This is a genomic window from Mucilaginibacter sp. (assembly GCF_039925265.1).
In the GTDB taxonomy this organism is placed as follows: domain Bacteria; phylum Bacteroidota; class Bacteroidia; order Sphingobacteriales; family Sphingobacteriaceae; genus Mucilaginibacter.
On sequence record NZ_JBDSZG010000018.1, the window covers coordinates 308,622 to 332,407 of the forward strand.

Annotated in this window: 23 protein-coding genes; 15 read left to right on the forward strand and 8 right to left on the reverse strand. The window is 45.8% G+C overall.

The annotated features are described in order from the left end of the window. Nucleotides 1-14 precede the first annotated feature (14 nt). Nucleotides 15-980 carry a TonB family protein gene (locus ABIX36_RS10500; RefSeq protein WP_348082119.1) on the forward strand — a complete coding sequence of 322 codons (966 nt, stop codon included), beginning with the start codon at nucleotides 15-17 and terminating at the stop codon, nucleotides 978-980. A 1-nt stretch (nucleotide 981) separates the two neighbouring features. Here ABIX36_RS10500 and ABIX36_RS10505 read toward each other — a convergent pair whose 3' ends face one another. Then, on the reverse strand, nucleotides 982-1,506 hold the full coding sequence (locus tag ABIX36_RS10505; protein ID WP_348082120.1) for a hypothetical protein: 525 nt from the start codon (nucleotides 1,504-1,506) through the stop codon (nucleotides 982-984). Nucleotides 1,507-1,590: 84 nt separating this feature from the next. On the opposite strand from ABIX36_RS10505, the gene ABIX36_RS10510 reads away from it, so the two are divergent. From ABIX36_RS10510 to ABIX36_RS10525, 4 genes are all read left to right on the forward strand, one after another. Then, nucleotides 1,591-2,160 (forward strand): Crp/Fnr family transcriptional regulator, encoded by a 570-nt coding sequence (locus tag ABIX36_RS10510; RefSeq protein ID WP_348082121.1) that lies wholly within the window; start codon nucleotides 1,591-1,593, stop codon nucleotides 2,158-2,160. 48 nt (nucleotides 2,161-2,208) lie between these two features. Next, the gene (locus ABIX36_RS10515) at nucleotides 2,209-2,949 is read left to right on the forward strand and encodes a sterol desaturase family protein (protein ID WP_348082122.1); all 741 of its coding nucleotides are present in this window, start codon (nucleotides 2,209-2,211) and stop codon (nucleotides 2,947-2,949) included. A gap of 252 nt (nucleotides 2,950-3,201) precedes the next feature. Continuing rightward, nucleotides 3,202-6,018, forward strand: coding sequence for a carbamoyl-phosphate synthase large subunit (gene carB, locus ABIX36_RS10520; RefSeq protein WP_348082123.1), 2,817 nt, complete (start codon nucleotides 3,202-3,204; stop codon nucleotides 6,016-6,018). Nucleotides 6,019-6,110: 92 nt separating this feature from the next. Further along, complete coding sequence (locus ABIX36_RS10525) at nucleotides 6,111-6,806, forward strand: hypothetical protein (RefSeq protein ID WP_348082124.1); 696 nt, start codon at nucleotides 6,111-6,113, stop codon at nucleotides 6,804-6,806. Nucleotides 6,807-6,920: 114 nt separating this feature from the next. Here ABIX36_RS10525 and ABIX36_RS10530 read toward each other — a convergent pair whose 3' ends face one another. After that, nucleotides 6,921-7,385 carry a DUF4920 domain-containing protein gene (locus ABIX36_RS10530; RefSeq protein WP_348082125.1) on the reverse strand — a complete coding sequence of 155 codons (465 nt, stop codon included), beginning with the start codon at nucleotides 7,383-7,385 and terminating at the stop codon, nucleotides 6,921-6,923. 115 nt (nucleotides 7,386-7,500) lie between these two features. On the opposite strand from ABIX36_RS10530, the gene ABIX36_RS10535 reads away from it, so the two are divergent. From ABIX36_RS10535 to ABIX36_RS10550, 4 genes are all read left to right on the forward strand, one after another. After that, nucleotides 7,501-8,124, forward strand: a complete 624-nt coding sequence (locus ABIX36_RS10535; protein ID WP_348082126.1) for a ribonuclease HII — start codon at nucleotides 7,501-7,503, stop codon at nucleotides 8,122-8,124. A gap of 88 nt (nucleotides 8,125-8,212) precedes the next feature. Then, on the forward strand, nucleotides 8,213-9,382 hold the full coding sequence (locus ABIX36_RS10540) for a glycosyltransferase family 4 protein (protein WP_348082127.1): 1,170 nt from the start codon (nucleotides 8,213-8,215) through the stop codon (nucleotides 9,380-9,382). A gap of 52 nt (nucleotides 9,383-9,434) precedes the next feature. Further along, nucleotides 9,435-10,514, forward strand: coding sequence for a glycine cleavage system aminomethyltransferase GcvT (gcvT, locus tag ABIX36_RS10545; protein ID WP_348082128.1), 1,080 nt, complete (start codon nucleotides 9,435-9,437; stop codon nucleotides 10,512-10,514). A gap of 87 nt (nucleotides 10,515-10,601) precedes the next feature. Beyond that, a complete protein-coding gene (locus ABIX36_RS10550; RefSeq protein ID WP_348082129.1) occupies nucleotides 10,602-11,360 on the forward strand; it encodes a 2-phosphosulfolactate phosphatase in 759 nt (252 codons plus the stop codon). Here the strand turns inward: ABIX36_RS10550 and ABIX36_RS10555 are convergent. The 4 genes from ABIX36_RS10555 to rsgA form a co-directional block, all read right to left on the reverse strand. After that, complete coding sequence (locus ABIX36_RS10555) at nucleotides 11,357-12,238, reverse strand: DUF4349 domain-containing protein (RefSeq protein WP_348082130.1); 882 nt, start codon at nucleotides 12,236-12,238, stop codon at nucleotides 11,357-11,359. The genes ABIX36_RS10550 and ABIX36_RS10555 overlap by 4 nt on opposite strands. 119 nt (nucleotides 12,239-12,357) lie before the next feature. Further along, nucleotides 12,358-12,684 (reverse strand): nucleotide pyrophosphohydrolase, encoded by a 327-nt coding sequence (locus ABIX36_RS10560; protein WP_348082131.1) that lies wholly within the window; start codon nucleotides 12,682-12,684, stop codon nucleotides 12,358-12,360. 9 nt (nucleotides 12,685-12,693) lie between these two features. Further along, nucleotides 12,694-13,152 (reverse strand): D-aminoacyl-tRNA deacylase, encoded by a 459-nt coding sequence (gene dtd / locus ABIX36_RS10565; RefSeq protein ID WP_348082132.1) that lies wholly within the window; start codon nucleotides 13,150-13,152, stop codon nucleotides 12,694-12,696. A gap of 105 nt (nucleotides 13,153-13,257) precedes the next feature. Further along, the gene (rsgA, locus tag ABIX36_RS10570) at nucleotides 13,258-14,175 is read right to left on the reverse strand and encodes a ribosome small subunit-dependent GTPase A (RefSeq protein WP_348082133.1); all 918 of its coding nucleotides are present in this window, start codon (nucleotides 14,173-14,175) and stop codon (nucleotides 13,258-13,260) included. A gap of 248 nt (nucleotides 14,176-14,423) precedes the next feature. Between rsgA and thrA the strand changes: the two genes are divergently transcribed. From thrA to ABIX36_RS10595, 5 genes are all read left to right on the forward strand, one after another. After that, on the forward strand, nucleotides 14,424-16,874 hold the full coding sequence (thrA, locus tag ABIX36_RS10575) for a bifunctional aspartate kinase/homoserine dehydrogenase I (RefSeq protein WP_348082134.1): 2,451 nt from the start codon (nucleotides 14,424-14,426) through the stop codon (nucleotides 16,872-16,874). Between the two features lie 81 nt (nucleotides 16,875-16,955). Further along, the gene (locus ABIX36_RS10580) at nucleotides 16,956-17,942 is read left to right on the forward strand and encodes a homoserine kinase (RefSeq protein ID WP_348082135.1); all 987 of its coding nucleotides are present in this window, start codon (nucleotides 16,956-16,958) and stop codon (nucleotides 17,940-17,942) included. 117 nt (nucleotides 17,943-18,059) lie between these two features. Further along, nucleotides 18,060-19,370, forward strand: coding sequence for a threonine synthase (gene thrC, locus ABIX36_RS10585; protein ID WP_348082136.1), 1,311 nt, complete (start codon nucleotides 18,060-18,062; stop codon nucleotides 19,368-19,370). Between the two features lie 2 nt (nucleotides 19,371-19,372). Then, nucleotides 19,373-19,753, forward strand: coding sequence for a hypothetical protein (locus ABIX36_RS10590; RefSeq protein ID WP_128533945.1), 381 nt, complete (start codon nucleotides 19,373-19,375; stop codon nucleotides 19,751-19,753). Further along, nucleotides 19,750-20,355, forward strand: a complete 606-nt coding sequence (locus ABIX36_RS10595) for an HAD family phosphatase (protein ID WP_348082137.1) — start codon at nucleotides 19,750-19,752, stop codon at nucleotides 20,353-20,355. The genes ABIX36_RS10590 and ABIX36_RS10595 overlap by 4 nt, the downstream gene beginning before the upstream one ends. 185 nt (nucleotides 20,356-20,540) lie before the next feature. On the opposite strand, the gene ABIX36_RS10600 is transcribed toward ABIX36_RS10595, so the two are convergent. Beyond that, a complete protein-coding gene (locus tag ABIX36_RS10600; protein ID WP_348082138.1) occupies nucleotides 20,541-22,838 on the reverse strand; it encodes a TonB-dependent receptor in 2,298 nt (765 codons plus the stop codon). Nucleotides 22,839-22,897: 59 nt separating this feature from the next. Next, nucleotides 22,898-23,230: a hypothetical protein gene (locus ABIX36_RS10605; protein WP_348082139.1), complete on the reverse strand. Its 333-nt coding sequence runs from the start codon at nucleotides 23,228-23,230 to the stop codon at nucleotides 22,898-22,900. A gap of 139 nt (nucleotides 23,231-23,369) precedes the next feature. Between ABIX36_RS10605 and ABIX36_RS10610 the strand changes: the two genes are divergently transcribed. Continuing rightward, nucleotides 23,370-23,714, forward strand: coding sequence for a hypothetical protein (locus tag ABIX36_RS10610; protein ID WP_348082140.1), 345 nt, complete (start codon nucleotides 23,370-23,372; stop codon nucleotides 23,712-23,714). Nucleotides 23,715-23,786: the final 72 nt, after the last annotated feature.

The following is a 23,786-nucleotide window of genomic DNA, read 5'->3' on the forward strand; positions in this document are numbered from 1 at the left end:
AACCCTGCTGATCAATGAAATTAGTTTTTTCTTTTCTCCTCGTTTTCGCGACACTCTTTGGTCGCGCCCAGCAAAATGTATACTTTCTTAAAAATAACGGCAAGTACGTAACCGCTAAGGATAGTGCCGACTTTATCCGGGTGGTAACCCTGCCGGATTCCGGCTCGGTGCTTTATAACGTTATTGAGTTTTACAAGAACGGGGTTAAAAAAACGATAGGGAAGTCCACCAAGATCGATCCGCCGAGGTATTTAGGCCAAGTTGTGCGTTTTTTTGAAAACGGCAAACGGGCAAGCCTCTACCAGCAATCGGACAAAGGAACCGTTGGCGCCGCTTACGAATTTTACCCAAACGGCACCGTATACCGAATTTTAAAATATCCCGACAGCGTAAAAACAGACAACATTTTTGCTGAAAATTATTTAATTACGGCTAATTCAGATTCGCTTGGCAACAAGCTTGTGGTGGATGGGCGGGGTTACTATAAAGGCTTCGACTCAAAATTTAAATATATAGACGAGGAGGGCCGTGTGAAGAATGGTTTACGCGACAGCATTTGGAACGGCACCGATAAAAACCTTAAGGTTACCTTTACCGAAACCTACAAAGAAGGCAATTTGATAGCGGGCGCTATGATAGACAGCGCGGGAGCCAAATTCACTTATGCGGGCACCAGGATGACGAGCCCCAAGTTTAACGGCGGAAACAGGGCTTTTGGCAACTACCTGGGCAAGAACATCATATACCCTGATCTTGAGCGAAAAAACGGAATATACGGCGTTGTTATTTTGCAGTTTGTTGTTGAAAAGGACGGCAGGGTTACCGACGTCAGGGTACAGAAATCTGTGAGCCCGGGGCTGGACAAAGAAGCCTCCCGGGTAATAAAAAACTCACCTTTGTGGATCCCCGGAACACGCTTTGGCAAGCCGATAAGGGTAACTTACGCTGTACCGATAAACTTTTTACTGCAGGACGGATAAATTACTTAGTTGGATCTGCTGTGATCCCAAGCACCACCCGCAAGCTGGCATCAAGGCTTATTTTGTTCCGCAACTGGTAAACCATTTTTATGCGCACGCTTTTTTCACGCACCAATTCGTCTAAAAAGTGGGTGTTATCAATATCCAATACAATGTTGTTGCCGCTGTTTGAGCCAATATCCGTACGCGAAGCAACCAGCACCTCACCATCTCCGTTGGCTTTTGCCATATATATTTTTGCCGATACCAGGTTGCCTATATTAAAATCGGAGGGGATGGTTGCAACCATTTTTGCCGATACAATATGCACATCGCTTACTTGTGCGCCATTGTTCCCATTTTTTGCAAAATTTTGGTCGAAGCTATTCCCTTGGCTTGTAGCCGTTAATGTTGTTCCTGTTGCAGATGATGCGGGTATAACCAGCGTGGCGGTATACGGAAAGCTTGATTTGATTATTGATTGCACAGTGCCGCAGCTTACAAAAAACAGCGCGGATGCTGCAAAAATAAATATGTGTTTTTTCATGATGGCCGGGGGTAGTTTAATATGTAATAGTACGTTATAATTTCAATTTAGTTTCGATATGTTAAATTGCAGCAAAAAAATATTTTGGAAACTACCGGCCTCATTCAAACTCTCAATAGTATTAGCATACTGTCGCCACAACTACAGGAGGCGTTGCGCGGATACCTGGTAGAGGAAACCGTTGCCCGTAAAAGCCTTATCCTAAAGGCCGGCAGCGTATCGCAACGCATTTATTTCATCAAAAAAGGGTTTGTTAGGGCTTACTATCACAAGGGAGAAAGTGAATATACCAGCTGGTTTATGCGCGAGGGTGATATTATTGTATCGGTTTACAGCTTTTTCTCGCGGAAGCCATCGTTTGAAAACATACAGGTGCTGGAAGATAGCGTGCTACAGTCCATCAACTGGGACCAGTTGCAATTGCTGTATAAGAACTTCCCGGAGCTTAACCTTACTGGCCGCCTCATTACCGAGCAATATTACATTAAAAGCGAAGAGCGGGCCATTAACCTGCAAACCCTAACCGCAACCCAGCGCTATGAAAGACTTTTATCTGCTTACCCTGGCATCCTCCAAAAAGCATCTTTAGGGCAAATTGCCAGCTATCTCAGTATCAAGCAGGAAACATTGAGCAGAATCCGCGCAAGGCACTAACCGATTTTGACTTTAGTCAAAACTTATAGGGGCAAAACGTAGCGAGATTTGGTAAAAGAACAAATCATTATGCTACTCATCATTTTAACCGCGTTCGCTATCTGTTTTGTGATAGAAAAAACCATCCCAGGATGGAAACTGCCGGAAGTACCCACCTGGGCCATCCGTGTATTGGCAATAAATTTTGCCCAATTGCTCATTGTAGTGTTGGCCGGCTACAGTTGGGAAAAATGGCTGTCGGGCTATTCGGCATTTCATTTATCCAATCACATGCCCGACTGGCTGGGTGGCGTTATCGCTTACTTTATTGCCACCTTCATTTTTTACTGGTGGCACAGGTGGCGCCACGAGAGCGATTTTTTGTGGACACGTTTCCACCAGATCCATCATAGCGCACAGCGTATAGAGGTGATCACCTCGTTTTACAAACACCCGCTGGAAATGTTCGTCAACTCGGTAATCGGCAGCCTATTGGTTTATACTTTATTAGGTTTAAACCCTGCAGCCGGTGCCATTTACACCTTATGCACGGCTTTGGGAGAGTTTTTTTACCACACCAATATAAAAACGCCCAAGTGGATAGGCTACATTTTTCAACGCCCGGAGATGCATCGCATCCATCACGAATATGAAAAACACACCAATAATTACGGCGATATTGTTTGGTGGGATATGCTTTTTGGCACCTATTCTAATCCAAAAGAGTTTACCACATCCTGCGGTTTTGATACTGAAAAAGAACTGCGCCTGGCCGAAATGCTAAAGTTTAAGGACGTGCATAAAGAATAATACACGCGCTTATTACGGGTGCGCCTGCCGGTTTTAATTGATTGCTTTACAGCACAATTTAACGCCTTGTTAAATGTACAAAACACACTAAATCATTAATTCTAAAAAAAAGCTTAAAATGTTTCAACAAAGCGTATCTTTGCACCCCGACACTGAGGTCGGGAATTTCGCCTTCAGTGCATAGGAAAAATCGTTATCATACTGATATACTTTGACTTCTTATCTTAGAACTTTTTAATTAAAAAAAGCCCTATGCCCAAAGATACCTCCATCAAATCCGTCCTGATCATCGGCTCTGGCCCTATTATTATTGGCCAGGCGTGCGAATTTGATTACGCCGGCTCGCAAGCTGCCCTTTCGCTAAAAGAAGAAGGCATTACCGTATCCATCATCAACAGCAACCCCGCCACCATCATGACGGATAAGGTTATTGGCGATCATGTTTACCTGTTGCCGCTTACCTGCGAGAGCATCGAGAAAATTCTTATCGAACAAAAAATTGATGCCGTACTGCCTACCATGGGCGGCCAAACCGCGCTTAACCTTTGTATTGAGGCTGACGAGCAAGGCATCTGGAAAAAATACGGTGTTAAAATTGTAGGTGTTGATATAGCCGCGATTGAAAAAACCGAGAACCGCGAAGCCTTCCGCCAGTTAATGGTTGATATTGGCGTTGGCGTTGCAACCTCAAAAATTGCCAACTCATTCCTCGAAGGTAAAGAAGCTGCGCAGGAAATTGGTTTCCCGCTGGTGATACGCCCAAGCTATACGCTGGGTGGTAAAGGTGCTGGCTTTGTACACAAAAAAGAAGAATTTGACGCCGCTTTAAGCCGCGGCCTGCAGGCTTCACCAACCCACGAGGTATTGGTGGAGCAAGCTGTTTTAGGCTGGAAAGAATACGAGCTGGAGCTATTGCGCGATGGTAACGACAATGTAATCATCATTTGCTCCATTGAGAACTTCGACCCTATGGGGATCCACACCGGCGACTCGATTACCGTGGCACCTGCCATGACATTGAGCGACCGCTGCTACCAATCGATGCGCAACCAAGCCATCAAAATGATGCGCGCCATTGGTAATTTCGCAGGTGGCTGTAACGTACAGTTCTCGGTAAACCCGGCCGATGAATCTATCATCGCCATCGAGATCAACCCGCGTGTATCGCGCTCGTCGGCATTAGCATCAAAAGCAACCGGTTACCCAATAGCTAAAATTGCTGCAAAGCTGGCCATTGGTTACAACCTGGATGAAATAGAGAACCAGATCACCAAAACAACCTCGGCATACTTTGAGCCAACGTTGGATTATGTTATTGTAAAGATCCCCCGCTGGAACTTTGATAAATTTAAAGGCGCTAACCGCGAGCTTGGTTTGACCATGAAATCGGTAGGCGAGGTAATGGGTATTGGCCGCAGCTTTATAGAAGCGCTACAGAAGGCTTGCCAGAGTTTGGAAATCGGTCGTGCCGGCTTAGGTGCCGACGGCCGCCAAAGCCGCAACCTCGAAGAAATTATGCACAGCCTGGAAAAACCAAGTTGGGACAGGCTTTTCCACATCTACGATGCCATGAGCCTGGGTGTACCGGTAGAGTCTATCCGCAAGGCAACTAAAATTGACCGCTGGTTCCTGAACCAGATACAGGAAGTGGTGAATATGGAGAACGAGCTTCGCCGCTATTCATTAAACAACATCCCCGAAGATTTCTTCTTCACGCTTAAACAAAAAGGATTCTCGGATACACAGATAGCCTACATTTTAGGCAACGTTACCGAAGAAGATGTTTACCAGCGCCGCAAAGCATTAAACATACGCCGCGTTTACAAAATGGTGGATACCTGCGCTGCTGAGTTTGCCGCCAAAACACCATACTACTACTCAACTTACGAGGGAGAGAACGAATCCATCGTATCAGATAAAAAGAAGATCATCGTATTAGGATCGGGCCCTAACCGTATTGGCCAGGGTATCGAATTTGATTACAGCTGTGTACATGGCTTGCTTGCCGCTAAAGAAAGCGGTTTCGAGGCTATTATGATCAACTGTAACCCGGAAACGGTTTCTACCGACTTTAACATGGCCGATAAGCTTTACTTTGAGCCGGTTTATTGGGAGCATGTTCGCGAGATCATCGAGCTGGAAAAACCACATGGTGTTATTGTACAGCTTGGCGGCCAAACCGCTTTAAAGATGGCCGAAAAACTGCACGAGCACGGCATCAAAATTATCGGCACTTCGTTCGATAATATGGACATCGCCGAAGATCGTGGCCGTTTTAGCGATTTGCTGAAAGAGCTTGGTATCCCTTACCCCAAATACGGCGTAGCAGAAAGTGCCGAAGAAGCATTGGTTGTAGCACACGAAGTGGGTTATCCGGTATTGGTGCGCCCAAGTTATGTATTAGGCGGCCAGGGCATGAGTATTGTAATAAACGATGAGGACCTGGAGAAAGCGGTAGTGAACCTGCTGAAAAACTTGCCGGGCAACCGCGTACTGATCGACCACTTCCTGGATCGTGCATCTGAAACAGAATCAGATTCTATCCACGACGGCGACGATGTACACATCATTGGTATGATGGAGCACATAGAGCCTGCGGGGATCCACTCGGGCGATTCATTTGCTGTATTGCCACCATTCGACCTGAGCGACAGCGTGATCAGCCAGATGGAAGAATACACCGAGAAAATTGCGCGCGCGCTTAACGTGCGTGGCTTACTCAACATCCAGTTTGCGGTGAAGAACGATACGGTATACGTGATAGAGGCCAACCCGCGCGCATCGCGCACAGTGCCTTTCATCGCCAAAGCTTATGATGTTCCTTATATCAACATTGCGGCTAAAGTGATGCTGGAAGTTAACAAACTGAAAGACTTCACCATAGAGCGCAAGCTATGGGGCTATGCCATCAAAGAGCCAATATTCTCTTTCGATAAATTCCCCGAAGTGAACAAAGAATTAGGCCCCGAAATGAAATCGACAGGTGAAGCGATCAGGTTTATCCCTAATCTGCAGGACCCGTATTTCAGGCATTTGTATAAAGAAAAATCAATGTACCTGAGTAAATAAATTTCACTCCACTTTTTGGAATTTGAATTTTTATAGGTTTATTGCAGCCGCAATTGCTGTTGTAAACAATGGTTTAATTTAGTTCGATCGTATTGAAACTTAACATAAAAAGCGCCACCCCTGGCCTTAATTTAAACAACTTCGACGCCGAAGATATTGGCGATGTATTGCTTAAGATAGAAAAATCGTTTGATATCGCCTTCGCGGATAACGATTTAAAAGAGGCAAAAACCTTTGGCGCGTTATGCGATGTAGTGGTAGCAAAGGTTAAACACGCGCAGGCAGATAGCTGCACTACGCAGCAGGCTTTTTACAAACTGCGTAGCGCCATCAACGCTAAAAACCCAACAGAAAAATACCTGGTAAAACCCCAAACCAAACTTTGCGAGCTGTTTCCCCGCGATAATCGTATTGAAGTGGTTGCAGATATTGAAGCGGAGATGGGTTTTCACATGAACCTGCTGCAGCCTAAACCCTGGGTAGTTTGGATGTTCGGACTGCTGCTTGTTGGGTCCGTCGCTTTATTTTGGATAAACAGCACCGTAGCTACCCTTGGTTTAATTGTTTCTATAGCCGGCTTAAGGCTTGCCGGCCGTTTTGGCAAAGAGCTTAAAGTAAAAACGATTGGCGATCTGGCTGAAAAGATAGCACGCGAACATTATTTGAAATGCCGTCGCGATGCCTCTACCGTAAACCGTGCAGAAATAGTGCAAAAAGTAAAAGAATTATTTGCAGAATCGTTCCATTTAGAACTGTCGGTTTTGACCAAGGAAGCGAAGTTTGCATAGGCAAGCAAAACGTTTTATAAAAAATAGCGATGGCTTTTCAACCCATCGCTATTTTTTTGCCCTGATACAGCTAAAACCCAATTGTCAAGCTATGTTTGTATAGGATGACAAACCCTATTCATCCACCATTAATCCCCTCACTTCAAAAGTTAATCGCTGCGTAGGCCTTACATTTATCTTATGCTGCCTGGCCCCCACCACCGTATCTCCTGCAAAGTACTGCATATCATCTGCTATAAATTGTTTCTGGGCAACACCTTCTATAATTACAATCCGCCCGCGCAAAGCTTTCGGGAGGTTGATCCCATAATTCTTAAAATGCGCGTTAATTATTTTACCCTTGCCGGCATCCATTTCAAACCAGCCGCCTTTTGATTTAGTTACCCGGATAACCCGGCCTACAATAGCGGTTGTTACGCGCGTTTTCTTCGCCATGGATGCTTCTATTTGCGAAGCGGCTGTTGGTGCAATATCTGTGGGTTTTATGCCGAACACCATACCATGCGGCAATGGAGGCGGCTTTTGCGATAAGCACTGTTGGCCGGCAAAAGCCATCAGCAAAAAAAATATGCCTTTCATTATCCGCATAGTGCTTTAACATTCGTTATCGTTGTAAGTTTGACGACTTAGCCAATGCAAGGTTTATTTTTCCACAGGCATTGCCGCACGTACGGCTATTTAGGATATTTGTAAATTGAAAGCGAAAGAACAAGAGAAGAGGACGTTACTGTCCCGGTACCAGTTTGAATTTATCGAAGCCGGTTGCGACGAGGCCGGTCGCGGCTGTCTTGCCGGCCCGGTGTTTGCCGCTGCTGTTATTTTGCCCGATGATTTCGATCACCATTTGCTAAACGACTCCAAGCAACTTAACGAAGAAGTACGCTATCAGCTCCGGATTGAGATAGAACAGAAAGCTATAGCGCACGCCGTTGCCTGGTGCGATAATTTCGAGATAGACGAGATCAACATCCTCAACGCTTCTTTTTTGGCCATGCACCGCGCTATCGCCAAACTGCACCTTACCCCGCAATTTTTAATTATCGATGGCAACCGCTTTAATAAATATGGCACTATGCCGCATGCCTGCATCATTGAAGGCGATGGTAAATACTTTAGCATTGCGGCGGCATCTATCCTCGCCAAAACCTACCGGGATGATTATATGAAGCAAATTGCTGCGGAGCATCCCGAGTATAACTGGCACAGCAATAAAGGCTATCCCACCATTAGCCACCGCAAAACCGTACTTGAACTGGGACATACGCCATATCATCGTAAAACTTTTAAAGTTACCAGCCCACAGCTTACTATTTTTTAGCTATTACTTTGCCAAACCGTACAAGGTTTGATAACTTTGAAAGAACCAATTATTACTCGCTTTGAGGATCCTGATCTTAACCCACCGTGTGCCATTTCCACAGAATGGAGGCTACCCTATTGTGGTAGGCAATACCATAAAAGGTTTGATCAATCACGGCCATGAAGTTTCGCTCATCAGCCTCAACGTGAAAAAGCATACCGACAAGATTCTGGAGCCCGACGAGCTGCTCCGAAAAATAACTTATACCGAGTATGATATTGATACCCGCATTTCGTGGATAGAGTTTGTGAGCAACATCTTCACTAAAAACTCTTATAATATTGATAAGTATTATGATGCCGGGTTTGAAAAGCTGCTGGTTCAAAACTTAAAGGATAACGAGTACGACATTATACAGCTGGAAGGGCTTTTTGTAGTTCCTTATCTCGCCGCTATCCGCAAAAGTTCAAAAACCCGCATCGTTTACCGTGCGCATAATATTGAGCACCAGGTATGGCGCAGGCTGGCGCAGCAAAAAGGCGACCCCATTAAGAAATGGTACCTCAACCTGCTTGCGCGCCGCGTAAAAACCTACGAACTGGAATTGCTGAACAAGTTTGACGGGATAGCCGTATTTACCGGTCAGGATAAAACTTCGATGCTGTCCTTCGGCACCAAAATCCCCATGCGGGTTTTGCCCATCGGTGTAGACCTGGCCATGTATAGCCCCGCCCCGGAGAAAACCGAGTGCCCCAGCCTGTTCTTTTTAGGCTCGCTGGATTGGCTCCCCAACCGAGAGGGTATAGAATGGTTCATGAATAACTTTCATAAAGATATTGTTGATGGCGAACTGAAGGTGAAATTCTACGTGGCCGGTAACAACATTCCCGAGGAATTTGACGAATACGAGGTGCCCGGAAAAGTGTTTATACAAGGCGAAGTAGATGATGCGCTGGAATTTATCAACAGCAAATCCATCATGATAGTGCCTTTACTTTCGGGTGGGGGTATGCGGGTTAAAATTGTAGAGGGGATGGCGATGCAAAAGTGTATCATATCTACCACCATCGGCGCGGAGGGAATCAACTTTATGCATGGCGAGAGCATTCTCATTGCCAATAATGCCGATGAGTTTTACAACGCCGTATTAAAATGCGTGCTGGATGAAGAATATTGCCGTACTATTGGGCAAAACGCGCGCAAATTAATGGAAGAGCAGCACGATATAAATAAGGTTACCGAAAGCCTGGTAGACTTTTACCGGTCCATCATCTAAACAGCGGGCAATTAAAGCTATTTTACTACTTTTGCCCCGATAACAATTAAGCATGAAAAACACTGCATTAACAGGAGTACACACCACACTCGGCGCTAAAATGGTACCCTTTGCGGGCTACAATATGCCGGTTCAATATACCGGCATCAATGCCGAACACGAAACCGTACGCAAGGGCGTTGGCGTGTTTGATGTAAGCCACATGGGCGAATTTATTTTGAAAGGCGAAAACGCGCTGGCCCTGATACAAAAGGTTACCAGTAACGATGCCTCCAAATTATATGATGGCAAGGTGCAATACTCCTGTCTGCCCAACGAAGACGGCGGCATTGTAGATGATCTGCTGGTTTACCGCATAGACGAGAAAACCTATATGTTGGTGGTGAACGCGTCTAACATCGAGAAAGACTGGAACTGGATCTCTAAATTCAATACCGACGGCGTAGAAATGAAAGATATCAGCGACCGCACCTCGCTCTTAGCCATCCAGGGGCCAAAAGCTGCCGAAGCGCTGCAAAGCCTAACGGATCTCGACCTGGCTTCGATGGAGTACTACACTTTCAAAAAAGGCACATTTGCCGGCATTAACAATGTAGTGGTTTCCGCAACGGGCTATACAGGCGCTGGCGGTTTCGAGATCTATTTTGATAACGAGCACGCCGAATTTATTTGGGATGCGGTATTTAAAGCCGGCGAACCATTTGGTATAAAACCTATAGGCCTGGCAGCGCGCGATACCCTGCGTTTGGAAATGGGCTTTTGTTTATACGGAAACGATATCGACGACACGACGTCCCCATTGGAAGCCGGCTTAGGCTGGGTAACCAAATTCAGCAAGGAGTTTACCAATTCTGATGCTTTGCAACAGCAAAAAGCAGCAGGGGTAAGCCAAAAGCTGGTTGGTTTTGAAATGATAGACCGCGGGATCCCCCGCCACGATTACGCCATTGTAGATGCCGACGGCAACAACATTGGCCGTGTAACATCGGGCACACAATCGCCGTCCCTGCAAAAAGCTATCGGCCTGGGCTACGTAAAAAATGAATTTGCCAAAGAAGGTTCGGAAATATTTATCAGCATCCGCGATAATAAAGTAAAAGCAAAGGTGGTTAAACCGCCGTTTTATAAATAACCTACATAGCTCAAGCCCCCTAACCCCCTGAAGGGGGAACTGAAGTTTAGCCCCCCGGCCCCCTAAAGGGGGAGTAAAAAAATATAAATGCAGTCTGCCGAAATCAATAATCAAAAGTTCCCCCTTCAGGGGGTTAGGGGGCTCGACGTTTGCCTTTCTCCCGCGCTTATCCCGCTTTATAAAGTAGAAGATTACATCGTAGTAGTGATCGATATCTTCCGCGCGACCTCTTCTATTTGCTATGGTATCCAGAATGGTGCAGAAGCAATTATCCCGGTATCGGAGGTGGAAGAATGCGCCGCTTACCGCGAAAAGAGTTTAGATTACCTGCTGGCTGCCGAACGCAATGGTGAAGTGGTTGGTGGCTTTGATTTTGGCAATTCGCCATTCTCCTACACGCCCGAAAAAGTATCGGGCAAAACGGTGGTGCTTACCACTACCAATGGTACACACGCCCTGCATTTATCCCGCAGCGCAAAACGTGTTGTTATTGGTTCGTTCCTCAACCTTACGGCGCTTTGCAACTGGCTAAAAATGCAAAACGAAAACATCCTGCTGGTTTGCGCCGGCTGGAAGAATAATTTTAATCTGGAGGATACGCTGTTTGCCGGGGCCATTATTGAGCAGCTAAAAACCAGCGGATACGTATTGGACGACCCCGCCATCGCCGCAAACGATCTTTTCCAGGTAGGGAAGGCCGATGTTGCCAAATATCTCGATAAAACCTCCCACGGCGAACGCATGAAAAAGCTGGGCATCGAAAAAGACATTGCCTTCTGCCTGCAGGTAGACCTCACTACCGCCATACCGGTTTTGGATGGCGATAGGTTGGTGAAATTGGTTTAAGCTATCTCTTGTTCTGTTAACTTTTTTGCTGTTTTTTGTTTCCAGGTTTTAATCACAAAATAGCCGGGGATTGACAATATCCATAAAGGCCACATAGATAAAAGCCCAATAAAGAATGACCCAAGAGCATTGGTCCCGTCTGATAACGCGGTAACAATTCGGTAAGCAAAAGTACGGACGTTGATCTTTACAGGAGGATCAACATAAAATGTAATATCAAGCGCACTATAAGCAACCTGCATACTCAGGTAATTCAAATTGCCCTGAGTCGATTCTATGTCAGTTCTTATCTCGGCGATTTTATTTTCTATTTCCAAAAGGTCTTTTATTTTAGTGCCCTTCTTTAACAATTCCAAATAGCGTGCTTCCAGCGCTTTTTTGTTTATGAGCTGTGCGTTCAAGTCGATGTACTCCGAAGTCGCATCCCGCATATGGATGTTTTTGGAATCGATGCGTTCTGCTGTTTCGGGTACCGAGCTTAAAAACCGTTCAAAATTATCAGCTGGTACCCTCACTTGCATAAAATATACTTTGCGGGTAGAATCCCCTTCGTCATTTTGCCTTTCCACCGCGATATATCCACCCAATTTAGCCAAAGAGTTATAAAGGGCGGTGCGTGTTTTAGAGATGTTCCGACATTCGAAATTCACCTGCCCTTCTTTTACTATTTTCTTACCGATATCTTTTGATTGTTCTTCTGTATTCCCTGTTGAGTTTACTGCCGGGGCAAGGGGGGCAGACACCGACATCGCCTTTTCCTCAACAGCCGGTGGCGGCAATACGATCTCTGATAGTTGGAGTTTTTCTGATGGGCCTTCGGTGTGGCAAGCTGTTAACATAGTTGACGCTAACAGGAAAATAGCAAATAACTTTTTCATAATAATGTGGTTTGGTTTACTTTCAAAACGAAAAAAACATTATTATATTGCGTTTATTTGAATTAAACAGAATATAATTCTGTTTAATTCAAATATGTAGATTTTTATATCGACTTATGCTACTTCAACTTCTCATTATTCCGATGCCTGTCGGCATCGCGGATACTCTTTTTTACCATGTTTTTCTCCAGTGCTTCGGTTAAATTAATACCGGTTTGGTTAGCCAGGCATATCAAAACAAAAAGCACATCCGCCATTTCATCGGCCAGGTTAACTTCCGTGTCCGACTTTTTATAGGATTGTTCGCCGTATTGCCTCGCCATTATACGGGCCACCTCGCCAACCTCCTCCATCAAAATAGCGGTGTTGGTCAGCTCGTTAAAATAGCGGATGCCGGTGGTTTTTATCCAGTTATCTACGGCTTGTTGAGCCTCGTCTATCGTCATAGCCATGGTTTAGTGGTTCTCTTTATCCTTCGTATCCATCACAATTGTCACCGGGCCATCGTTCAGCAGGTTTATCTTCATATCGGCACCAAAAATACCGGTGGCAATTCTTTTGCCGGTGAGGGTTTCCAGCACGGTTATCATTTTCTCATACATCGGGATGGCTTTATCAGGCCGTGCCGCTTTTATAAACGACGGTCGGTTACCTTTTTTAGTTTGAGCAAACAGGGTGAACTGCGATATCAGCAAAATGTCGCCACCAACATCAGCAAGGGCTTTATTCATCAGGCCATTCTCGTCCCCGAAAACACGCATACCCACTATTTTTTGCGCCAGCCATTGCAAATCTTCCTCCGTATCGGCATCTTCAATACCAACCAAAACTAAAAATCCCAAGCCAATCTGGCCGGTAATGTTGCCATCAACCGTGCAGCTTGCTTGTGTAACCCGTTGTAGTACTGCGCGCATATTTTAAATAGAATCAGAAGTCGAGATACAAGAATCAAGACTTATGTTTAATAATTATTTTATTCTTTGTCTTGTATCTTGGCTCTAATCTCTTGACTCTGTAACCTAAGCCCGCGTATCGTTCCCATTATAAATGCTCAGGTAACTATCATATCGAGATAATGCAATATCGCCTTCTTCAATAGCGGCAAGCACCGCGCAGCCAGGCTCGTTAATGTGCCGGCAGTTGTTAAAACGGCACTGGTTCATCAGCTCGCGCATTTCGGGAAAAAAGTGGCCAAGCTCCTGTTTTTCTATGTCGATAACACCCAATTCCCGAATGCCGGGGGTATCAATAATGTAGCCGCCCTGGGGCAGTTCAAACATTTCGGCAAAGGTGGTGGTGTGCATCCCTTTATCGCTCCAGTCGGATATCATGTGAGTGCGCAGGTCAAGGTCCGGCAGCAGGCGGTTAATCAAACTTGATTTACCCACACCCGAGTGTCCCGAGAACAAGGTAACCTTGTCTTTTAGCAACTCCTGAACGGTATCTATATGCGTTCCCTCCAATGCCGAAACCGAATAGCATTTGTAGCCGATGTTCTCGTAAACGGATTGATACTCCGCCAGTATTTCCAGTCCCTCATCGCTAAAAAGGTCGAGTTTATTAAATATTAAACAGGCGTTTATGCCGTATGCTTCGGCAGTCACCAGAAAGCGATCGATAAAGCCAAGCGAGGTGCGGGGCGATGCCAGCGTTACTATCAGCAGGGCCAGATCCAGGTTTGCGGCGATGATCTGCGCTTGTTTGGAAAGGTTGATGGATTTGCGGATGATATAGTTTTTGCGCTGTTGCAGGTTGGTTATTACACCGGTTTCCTGCTCGGGCTCCATCTCAAAATCTACCACGTCGCCAACCGCCAATGGGTTAGTAGTGGTGATACCCTTAGTACGGAATTTTCCTTTTATACGGCAATCTATAGTCTGGTCGCCGGTTTTCACCTGGTACCAGCTTCCGGTTGATTTTGTTACGAGCCCCTGCATACGGCCGCAATTTAGGAAAGATAAACAGGCAATTAAAAATAAAATCGCTTAGGCATTTGTTTATTAGAAAATAATCTACTTACTTTACCGACATTATATATGACAACTAACAACACCACAATTACAACTATTATTACCACCGGGATAAAACTTGGAGGAAGATAATCGTATGGTGTAAAACATAAAGACAAACCAAATGAAAGCCTTCCTCCGCAAAGAGGAAGGCTTTTTTATTTTTTATCGCAATAATGAAAGTACTAAAATTCGGAGGAACCTCTGTAGGGTCGGTAAGCAGCATCAAAACCCTGCTGGATATTTTAAAGGAAGAGAACAAAAACGGCAGCAAGCCGGTGGTTGTACTATCGGCCATGAGTGGCATTACCAACCTGCTTATATCCATGGCAGAGGGGGCAGCGGAGGGCAAAGAATTTACCGCCGAGCTGGCCGAATTGGAACGCCGTCACTTTGAGGTGGTAAAGGCGCTGTTGGATATCCAAAACCAAAACCCTGCCTATACCCGCCTAAAAATTCACTTTAACCAGTTAGAGGAATTATTACAAGGCGTACTTACCCTCAGGGAACTTACCGCCAAAACCCGCGATACTATCCTGAGCTATGGCGAACGCTGCTCGGCAATGATGATCAGCAAAATCGCTGCGCAACATTTCCCGGACGCGATGTTTGTGGATGCATCCGAATTGATAAAAACGGATAGTGCATTTGGCAATGCCCGCGTTAACCCGGAATTGACCGATCTGCTGATCCAAACTTTTTATAAAGACCACAGCGATAAACTGCTTATTGTAACCGGCTTTATTGCGGGCAACGACGCAGGGCAGATAACCACGCTTGGCCGTGGCGGCAGCGATTACACCGCAGCTATATTTGGATCGGCACTCAACGCGCAGGAAATTCAAATATGGACCGACGTAAACGGCATGATGACTGCCGACCCGCGGATGGTGAAAAAAGCGTTCTCCTTAGAGGAGCTTACTTACACCGAAGCGATGGAGCTTTCTTACTTCGGTGCCAAGGTGATATATCCGCCAACCATGATCCCGGCGTTTTTGAAAAAGATACCTATCGTGATCAAAAACACCTTCGAGCCGGAATTTGCAGGTACCGTTATCCGTCACGATTGCAAATCTTCCAGCCTTCCTATAAAAGGGATTTCGTCCATCAATAACATCAGTATCTTAAGCCTGGAAGGTAGTGGCATGGTAGGCAAGTCGGGCTTTAGCGGTCGTTTATTTTCGTTGCTGGCGAGGGAGCAGATCAATATCATATTGATCACCCAGTCGTCATCAGAACACAGCATCACCTTCGCTGTGCAGCCAAACGACGTGGAAAAAGCTAAATTTTTGATAGAGCAGGAATTTGAACTGGAGCTGCTGGCTAATAAACTTGAGCCGCTTGTTGTAGAAAAAGGGCAGGCAATATTGGCTATCGTTGGTGAAAACATGAAACAAACACCCGGCGTAAGCGGAAAATTATTCCACGCGCTTGGCCGTAACGGTATCAACGTAAGGGCGATAGCGCAGGGATCATCAGAGTATAATATCTCGGTGATCATTTCCGCGACCGACCTGGCAAAAGCCCTCAACGCGGTGCACGATGCCTTTTTTATCCAACTTACTAAAACGCTCCATGCATTTTGCCTGGGTACCGGCAACATCGGCAAAACCTTATTTAATCAATTGAATGCCCACCGCGATTTCCTTCAAAAAAATAACGGCATCCAGGTTAAAATAGCCGGTATCAGCAACACCCGTAAAATGGTGTTCAATGCTGACGGACTGCCTCTTGACAGCTGGGAGGATGAATTGGCGCAATCGCACCACGTGGCCGATCTGAAAACCTTTATCCACCACATGAAGGAGATGAACCTGCCCAACTGTGTTTTTATTGATAACACCGCCAACCCCGCCCCAATAGGTTTCTACGAAGAAGTTTTTAAATCGAACATTTCGGTTGTCACCTGCAATAAAATAGGGAACTCGGCAAGTTACAGTCAGTACAAAACCTTTAGGGACACTGCCCGCAGACACGGGGTTGACTTCTTTTACGAAACCAATGTGGGCGCCGGCCTACCCATCATTCGCACGTTGAAGGACCTGATGAGTAGTGGTGACAGGGTACAGCGCATCGAGGCTATCCTTTCGGGCACCATCTCTTTCATCTTTAATTATTTTAAAGGCGATGCCAACTTTCATGATGTGGTAAAAGAGGCGCAAGAAAAAGGCTACACCGAACCAGACCCGCGCGACGATCTAAGCGGTAAGGATTTTATGCGCAAAATGCTGATCCTGGCCCGCGATGCAGGTTACGAAATGGAAGCAGCCGATGTGCAGATAGACAACATTTTGCCGCAAACCTGCCTTGATGCACAAACTGTTGAAGATTTTTATGCCGCATTAAAAAGCGAAGATGCTTTCTTTGCAAACTTAAAAGACACAGCAGAAAGAGATAAAAAAGTGCTGCGCTACATAGGCAAGCTGGAAAACGGCAAGGCATCCATCACCCTGCAAATGGTTGATGAGAACCACCCTTTCTATATGCTTAGCGGCAGTGATAACATTATATCATTTACAACCGACAGGTACAAGGACCGCCCGCTGGTAGTAAAAGGCCCCGGCGCTGGTGCCGAAGTAACCGCCGCCGGTGTATTTGCAGACCTGATAAATGTGGGCGCGAATTAGAAACAAGAGTAAAGAATCAAGAGACAAGACAAAGAATTCTCCTCTCAATTCGACAGAGAGTTCTTATCGATAAATACAGTTATGAGTAACGATATTCAAGATTTAAAGCAACCGGCGGTAGCGCCAAAAAAGCAGCTGGATAGCATCCACGTTTTTGCGCCCGCTACTGTAGCCAATGTGGTTTGCGGTTTCGATGTGCTGGGCTTCGCCGTAAACGAGCCTGGCGACGAGGTAATTATGCGCCTGACGGGTAAACCCGGCATCACCATCAGCAAAATTACCGGCGACGATGGCCGCCTGCCGCTTAATCCGGCCAAAAACACCGTAAGCGTAAGCGTGCAGCATTACCTGCAAAGCGTAGGCCGCACCGATATTGGCTTAGATATAGAATTGCACAAAAAAATGCCCATCGGCAGCGGGTTGGGTTCCAGTTCGGCCAGTACGGTTGCGGGCTTATTCGCTATTAAAACCTTATTGGGCGATGATACCGACGCGGCTACGCTTTTACCTTTCGCGATGAAGGGTGAAGAAATGGCTTGCGGGCATGGCCATGCGGATAATGTTGCACCGGCTTTGCTGGGCGGCTTTGTGCTGATCCGCAGCTACGAACCTCTTGATGTGGTGCGCTTGCCGCACCCGGCGGGTTTATGGTGTGCCATCGTTTTCCCGGATGTGGATGTACCTACCCGCGAAGCCAGGCAGATCATCCGGAACAAGATCTTTATGAAGGATGCCGTTACCCAGTGGGGTAATATAGCTGGATTGGTAAGCGGGCTGTTTATGCAGGATATTGACCTGATAGGCCGCAGCATGAAGGATGTATTGGTAGAGCCGGTACGCAGTATGCTGATCCCCGATTTTTACATCATGCGCGAAATGGCCATGGAAATGGGCGCGGTAAGCTTCGGCATATCCGGTTCGGGCCCATCGGTTTTTGCTTTCACCCGGGATGAGGAAACCGCCAAACGTATCACGCAGAAATTACAAAAACATTTAACAAACATTAAAATAGGCTCTAACGGCTACGTATCAACCATCAATGATAAGGGGCCGAGGGTTTTAGGGTAATTATCTGAATCAGAATTTACAGGATTATTGAATTTACAGAATCCTATAAGTCGATACAGCGCCCTCACACATTTTGAAAATTTTAAAATTCTGTAAATTCTGATTCAGACAACCAAAATGAAATTCTACAGTACAAACAATACAGAACTACGAGTTGGCTTTAAAGAGGCCGTTTTTAACAGCATGCCACAGGATAAAGGGCTTTATATGCCCGTTGAGATCCCGCACCTCGGCGATAAATTTATCCACAACCTCGACCAATACACTTTACCCGAGATAGCCTACCACGTGGCTAAAAACCTTTTAGGCGACGATATCCCGGCTAACGACCTGAAGGCGCTTATTAAGGACGCCATTAACTTTTACGCTCCGGTTGTAAAGCTGGAAGAAAAGATAAACGTGCTGGAACTTTTCCATGGCCCATCGCTGGCTTTTAAAGATTTTGGCGCGCGCTTTATGAGCCGCATTATGAGCTATTTTTTAGAGGATGGCGAAAAACAATTGGATGTACTGGTAGCCACATCTGGCGATACCGGCGGTGCCGTTGCACTTGGCTTTTTAGGTGTACCGAACACCCGCGTTACCATCCTTTACCCTAAAGGTAAGGTAAGCGATATACAGGAACTACAGTTAACCACCAACGGGCAAAACATCCGTGCGCTGGAAATTGACGGCACATTCGACGATTGCCAGGCATTGGTTAAGCAAGCCTTTACCGATGCTGAACTGAACGCCAAATTCCGTTTAACATCTGCCAACTCTATTAATATAGCCCGGCTTATCCCGCAAACGTTCTACTACTTCAACGCTTATGCGCAGTTATTAAAGCGTGGTAACAGCAAGGTGGTTTTTGCCGTACCAAGTGGCAACTTTGGTAACATAGGTGCCGGATTATTGGCCTGGAAGATGGGCTTACCTGTTGAACAATTTATAGCGGCAACAAACGCGAACGATACCGTGCCCGAGTTTTTAAAAACCGGCGTTTATCAGCCAAAACCTTCTGTGGCTACCTTGTCTAATGCCATGGATGTAGGCAACCCAAGCAACTGGGTGCGTATTGCAGATCTGTTTAAGGAACACCCGGACCAATTAAACGCACTCATCACAGGCTATACCTACACCGATGAGGATACCTTAACCGCTATACAAGAGATATTCGATGCCTATAATTATGTCGCTTGTCCGCATACAGCTATTGCCTGGAAAGCCTTAAAAGCATATCAGCAGGAAAACAAGGCCGATGATACCACCGGGGTGTTTTTATCAACCGCGCATCCATGCAAATTCCCGGATGTATTTACGGAGCAGATAGCTCATGAGATAACCATACCCGAGCAGGTAAAGGAACTGGAAGAAAAAGACAGCAAAGCGGTAAGTTTAGGCACCGGGTTTGACGAATTTAAAGGATATTTGCTGGCAAATAGTTAAGCATGAGTATCATCAGGTGGGCTTTTATCTTTTGTGTTGTTGCCATATTGGGTATTGCAGGGTGTAAAAACAAGCGCCCTTTTGATAGGCGCGCATGGAACGATGGCGACGGCATCGACTTCCCTAAAAGGTATATGATGGTAGATGACCTGCTGGCTACACATAAATTAAAGGGGCTTACCTACAAACAGGTTATATTGCTGCTGAGATACCCCCAACGCAACAGCCATACCGACAGAAGTTTTTATTACGACATCACCCTTAAAATGAGCGGCATTGATACTGCTTATTTTAAAGGGTTATTGTTTAAGTTGAATGCAGATTCGGTGGTAACCGATGTGCAGATTTTTGAAAAGACAGCGAAAAAGAAAGAGAAAAAGTGATAAACACCATCATATTCGATCTTGGGGCAGTACTTATAGACTGGAACCCCGATTACATGTACCGCACTGTTTTTGCCGACGAACAGCAAATGCGCGATTTCCTCACCAACGTTACCACATCAGACTGGAACGAAGAACAGGATGCCGGGCGCTCATTACAGGAGGGTACCGATTGGCTCATTAATAAACACCCGCATCACGAAGAAAACATCCGCGCCTTTTACGGCCGTTGGATAGAGATGCTGGGCGATGCATTTGATGGCACCGTGGAGATATTTAAAGAATTGAAAGAAAGCGGTAAATACAAGATCTACGCGTTAACTAACTGGTCGGCAGAGACCTTTCCGATGGCGCAGCAAAAGTTTGAATTTTTGAACTGGTTTGATGGCATCGTGGTATCTGGTGCCGAAAAAATGCGCAAACCAGCGCCGGAGTTTTACCAGATCTTGCTCGACAGGTATAACGTAAACCGGCAAGAATCACTGTTTATCGACGATAACTACCGCAACATCCTCGCGGCAGAAAAGATGGGGATAAACTGTATCCACTTTACATCGGCAGAAAAATTGAGGGAAGAACTGGTAGCGAAGGAAATTATCTGAATCAGGATTTGCAGAATTTTAGAATGAACAGCATTTAAAGTCCGGGTATCCCTTTTTTATATTGAACAGCAAATGTATCTCCAATTCTGAAAATTCTTTAACTCGGTAAATTCTGATTCAGACAAACAGCAAAGCCCTGCAGGATAATCCCGCAGGGCTTTTGCTTATTTTAATTGTTGTTTTGGCTATTTATTGGTACCGAATGGCAGGTAAAACCCAAACGTAATATTACGCCCTGGGTTGTACACCCCAAAAGTTGGGTCCTCCTGGCTGTAACGGCCCGGCCTTAAACGGCTAAGGGCATCGTAGTAGCGTTTGTTGGTGAGGTTATTGCCCGATACATACACCTTAAGCGGCTGCGCGCCAATTTTAAACGTAGCGCCAATGCCTGCATTCAACAAAGTATATGCATCTGCCGGTGTTTCAAACGTGGCATCAACCCTGGTTTGCTTAAAAAAATTATCTATTCCGGCCGAAAGGTAAAAATCACTGATGCCTTTTACCTTCGGCTCAAAACGCAAAGTGTTATGTAGTACACCAGCCGGTATCAACGGCAAGGGTCTGTCGAACGATCTGTTTTGGGCGCGCGTGTAACTAAACGTGTTCTCGAAATGGAGGAACGATACCGGATGCAGGGTTAAGTTACCTTCAAACCCATACAGGTTGGCATTCACTTGCCCGTAACGGTAAGCATCGTAGCTGCGCGGCAGCCCGGTGCTCTCGTCGGTTACTGTAATTTGCTCGTTGTTGGTATTTGATGCGTAAATGTAATTGTGGATATAGTTCTCGTAAATACCAAAACTCCCCGTTACAAAACCCGAACCATACTCCAGCGTCGCATCTGCCTGGTAGCTGCGCTCAGGCGATAGGTTACCCGCGCCTATTTCGTAACGGTTGGTTCCCTCATGCACACCATTCGAGCCCAACTCTGCAGGGTTTGGCGCGCGGAAGGCAGTACCGGCATTTGCTTTAAAGCTCAATACATCGTTAAAGATGTGCGTATAGCCGAATGCGCCGCTTACGTTGGAAAATTTATTATCAAAGCCGGTAAAGATCTCATCGCCATCCACAAACTGCTGCTTGCCTTTGTTCTGGATGTAATCAAATCTCAACCCCGCGCTAAAGGTGTTGTTCTCCCAGGTTTTTTTTACGTAGCCGAATGCGCCGGTGCTGTATTCGTCATAAGCAGGCACTAATAGCTCAACGCCTTTGTTAACGCTATGCCCCAGGCTCGCGCTGATGCCGAAAACCGGGCGCCAGCCGTTAAAATCGTGCAGGTAATATTTAGCATCCAGCGAATAAGTATTCAAATCAAAAAACAATACCGGGGTTGGGTTATCCTCCAGCTCGCGTCGTTGGTTCTTTTGGAAACCAAGATCGAGCTTTAAAGAGTTGCTGCCCAATATAAAATTATTATTGAACGCTAATTTATAATGGCGGATATCCTGTTTCGGGTAATCCAGCGTACGGCTGGTTGAGTTGCTGTATAGGTTATCGCCGGGTTCCGCATCAAAAAAGCCGATGTTGTTTTTATAATAGGAGAAGTTTAAGTGCGAATATCCCCAGGCTTTGTTTACACCCAGCATCCCGTTAAAATCAGTTTGGTTAAAGCCGCTATTTTGAAAGTAGCCCGCAGGTGTGTTATACGAGTGGGCGTTTTGGTAAGTACCGCGGCCGCGCCAAACAAAGCCATTCTCATTACCGCTAAGCATCACTGAGGTGTTCACCAAGCCGCTATTGGTAGAGTAATTGCTTAACACCTCGCCCTTAATATTTCCTTCGGCAGGAGATGGCGGGTCAATCACATTAATAACACCACCCAGGGCATCAGAGCCATACATTAAAGACGCCGCACCGCGTAACACCTCCACACGCTCCGCCTGAAACTGGTCTATTTCGATGCCGTGCTCATCGCCAAATTGCTGACCCTGCTGCTTTACACCATCGCTCAGCGTAACAACACGGTTATAGCTTAACCCACGGATAACCGGTTTAGAAATAGCCTGGCTGGTGGTGATCTGGCTTACACCGGGCACCTGTCTGGATAAGGCATCAATTAAATTGGTTGATGCGCCCTGCAATTGTTCTTTGGTCACCACGCTGGCCGAAGTGCTGTTGCTTCTGCTGCTGGCGGTTATAGGGGTACCGGTAATAACCACCTCGTGCTGCTCCATTATACTTGCCTGCATGGCAAAAACCAATGGTGTTGGGGAGGAAAAATCTACTGTTTGTGTAATGGTTTTATAGCTGAGGTATTGTACCTGCACCACATATTTGCCGGTCGCCGGTACCGAGCGGAAAGTAAACTCGCCGTTGGCGTTTGTAGCCACAGAAACATGCAGATCGGGGATGCTTACAACGGCGCCGATAAGCGTTTCGTTGGTTTTAGCATCTACAACTTTACCCTTAATAATATTAACATCGGCAAACGCCGTAATTTGTATAAACAGGAACAGGAAACAACTAATGAGTTTTAGTTTCATAATAAATAATTAAAATTCGTGACAATACCACATCAAGTGGCGTTAAATAGAATGGCTTATTATGAAGCTATAGGAGGAGCACGCCCGGCAGCTAAAATGAGGGCTATGCTGGTAAAATCATACTGAGATGATTTAAAGGTATGCTTTGTGATAAACAAGGGAGCATGGTACTCAGCGCCGGCAGAAAGCTCCATGGCGTTGTGGTGCATGCTATCGCAGATCTCGCATTTCTCTTTTACAATGGTATGCGAAGATCTCTTACAATCGTGATTTGCTGAAGCATGAATGTTTTTTACCTGGTTGTGCTGATGGGCATACACCATATACTGGCCCGTAACAAAGCAAAGCAGCAACGCCCAGGAATAGATAATATGGTAAGTGCTTTTTTTCACAGCGATATGTAAGCTTTTAGCAATGTTGGTGCAAAGCTAATTAATAATCTGCCAACGCGACGGCTGGTTCGTAACAATATTGTTAATAGCGCGTAATCATTACATTTTTAAACAAGCCGGCGTACGTATATTTGCCCATATGAAACCTGCTGAGATCAATTTAAAATTTACCGCATTACAGTACCGTATAGCCGCCGACTTTGATAACGAAAAACCCGACATTAAAGTACTGTTGTTTTTAATTGGCGTACAGGAACTGGGGCAGGGCCCGCGTAAATTCAACAAAAGGCAAAAGGAGGAGCTGATGCATATTGCTAACTGCAAGCTGTTTAGCCAAATGGGCTTTTACGAACTGGAGGGGCAGGATCAGGACGGCTGGCCGCACTGGAAACTGGTGAAAACCATCCCCAATTATGCCATACTGGAACAGGAAATGCTTATTAAATCGCTAATTATTACTTATTTCGAAGAAAATGGGTATTAGTTGGAAAGGTTTTAAGGGTTAGAGAGGTTGTAAAGGTTGGAAGACTAACAAGAACGGCATATCTTTAAATCA

What these genes read in the sequence shown, in the direction of transcription:
- ABIX36_RS10500 (WP_348082119.1), top strand. Translation starts at nt 15, where the DNA reads ATGAAATTAGTTTTTTCTTTTCTCCTCGTTTTCGCGACACTCTTTGGT.
- ABIX36_RS10580 (WP_348082135.1), top strand. Translation starts at nt 16,956, where the DNA reads ATGAGTAACGATATTCAAGATTTAAAGCAACCGGCGGTAGCGCCAAAA.
- ABIX36_RS10530 (WP_348082125.1), bottom strand. Translation starts at nt 7,385, where the DNA reads ATGAAAGGCATATTTTTTTTGCTGATGGCTTTTGCCGGCCAACAGTGC.
- ABIX36_RS10555 (WP_348082130.1), bottom strand. Translation starts at nt 12,238, where the DNA reads ATGAAAAAGTTATTTGCTATTTTCCTGTTAGCGTCAACTATGTTAACA.
- ABIX36_RS10590 (WP_128533945.1), top strand. Translation starts at nt 19,373, where the DNA reads ATGAGTATCATCAGGTGGGCTTTTATCTTTTGTGTTGTTGCCATATTG.
- ABIX36_RS10550 (WP_348082129.1), top strand. Translation starts at nt 10,602, where the DNA reads ATGCAGTCTGCCGAAATCAATAATCAAAAGTTCCCCCTTCAGGGGGTT.
- gcvT (WP_348082128.1), top strand. Translation starts at nt 9,435, where the DNA reads ATGAAAAACACTGCATTAACAGGAGTACACACCACACTCGGCGCTAAA.
- ABIX36_RS10505 (WP_348082120.1), bottom strand. Translation starts at nt 1,506, where the DNA reads ATGAAAAAACACATATTTATTTTTGCAGCATCCGCGCTGTTTTTTGTA.
- thrA (WP_348082134.1), top strand. Translation starts at nt 14,424, where the DNA reads ATGAAAGTACTAAAATTCGGAGGAACCTCTGTAGGGTCGGTAAGCAGC.
- dtd (WP_348082132.1), bottom strand. Translation starts at nt 13,152, where the DNA reads ATGCGCGCAGTACTACAACGGGTTACACAAGCAAGCTGCACGGTTGAT.
- carB (WP_348082123.1), top strand. Translation starts at nt 3,202, where the DNA reads ATGCCCAAAGATACCTCCATCAAATCCGTCCTGATCATCGGCTCTGGC.
- ABIX36_RS10560 (WP_348082131.1), bottom strand. Translation starts at nt 12,684, where the DNA reads ATGACGATAGACGAGGCTCAACAAGCCGTAGATAACTGGATAAAAACC.
- rsgA (WP_348082133.1), bottom strand. Translation starts at nt 14,175, where the DNA reads ATGCAGGGGCTCGTAACAAAATCAACCGGAAGCTGGTACCAGGTGAAA.
- ABIX36_RS10600 (WP_348082138.1), bottom strand. Translation starts at nt 22,838, where the DNA reads ATGAAACTAAAACTCATTAGTTGTTTCCTGTTCCTGTTTATACAAATT.
- ABIX36_RS10610 (WP_348082140.1), top strand. Translation starts at nt 23,370, where the DNA reads ATGAAACCTGCTGAGATCAATTTAAAATTTACCGCATTACAGTACCGT.
- thrC (WP_348082136.1), top strand. Translation starts at nt 18,060, where the DNA reads ATGAAATTCTACAGTACAAACAATACAGAACTACGAGTTGGCTTTAAA.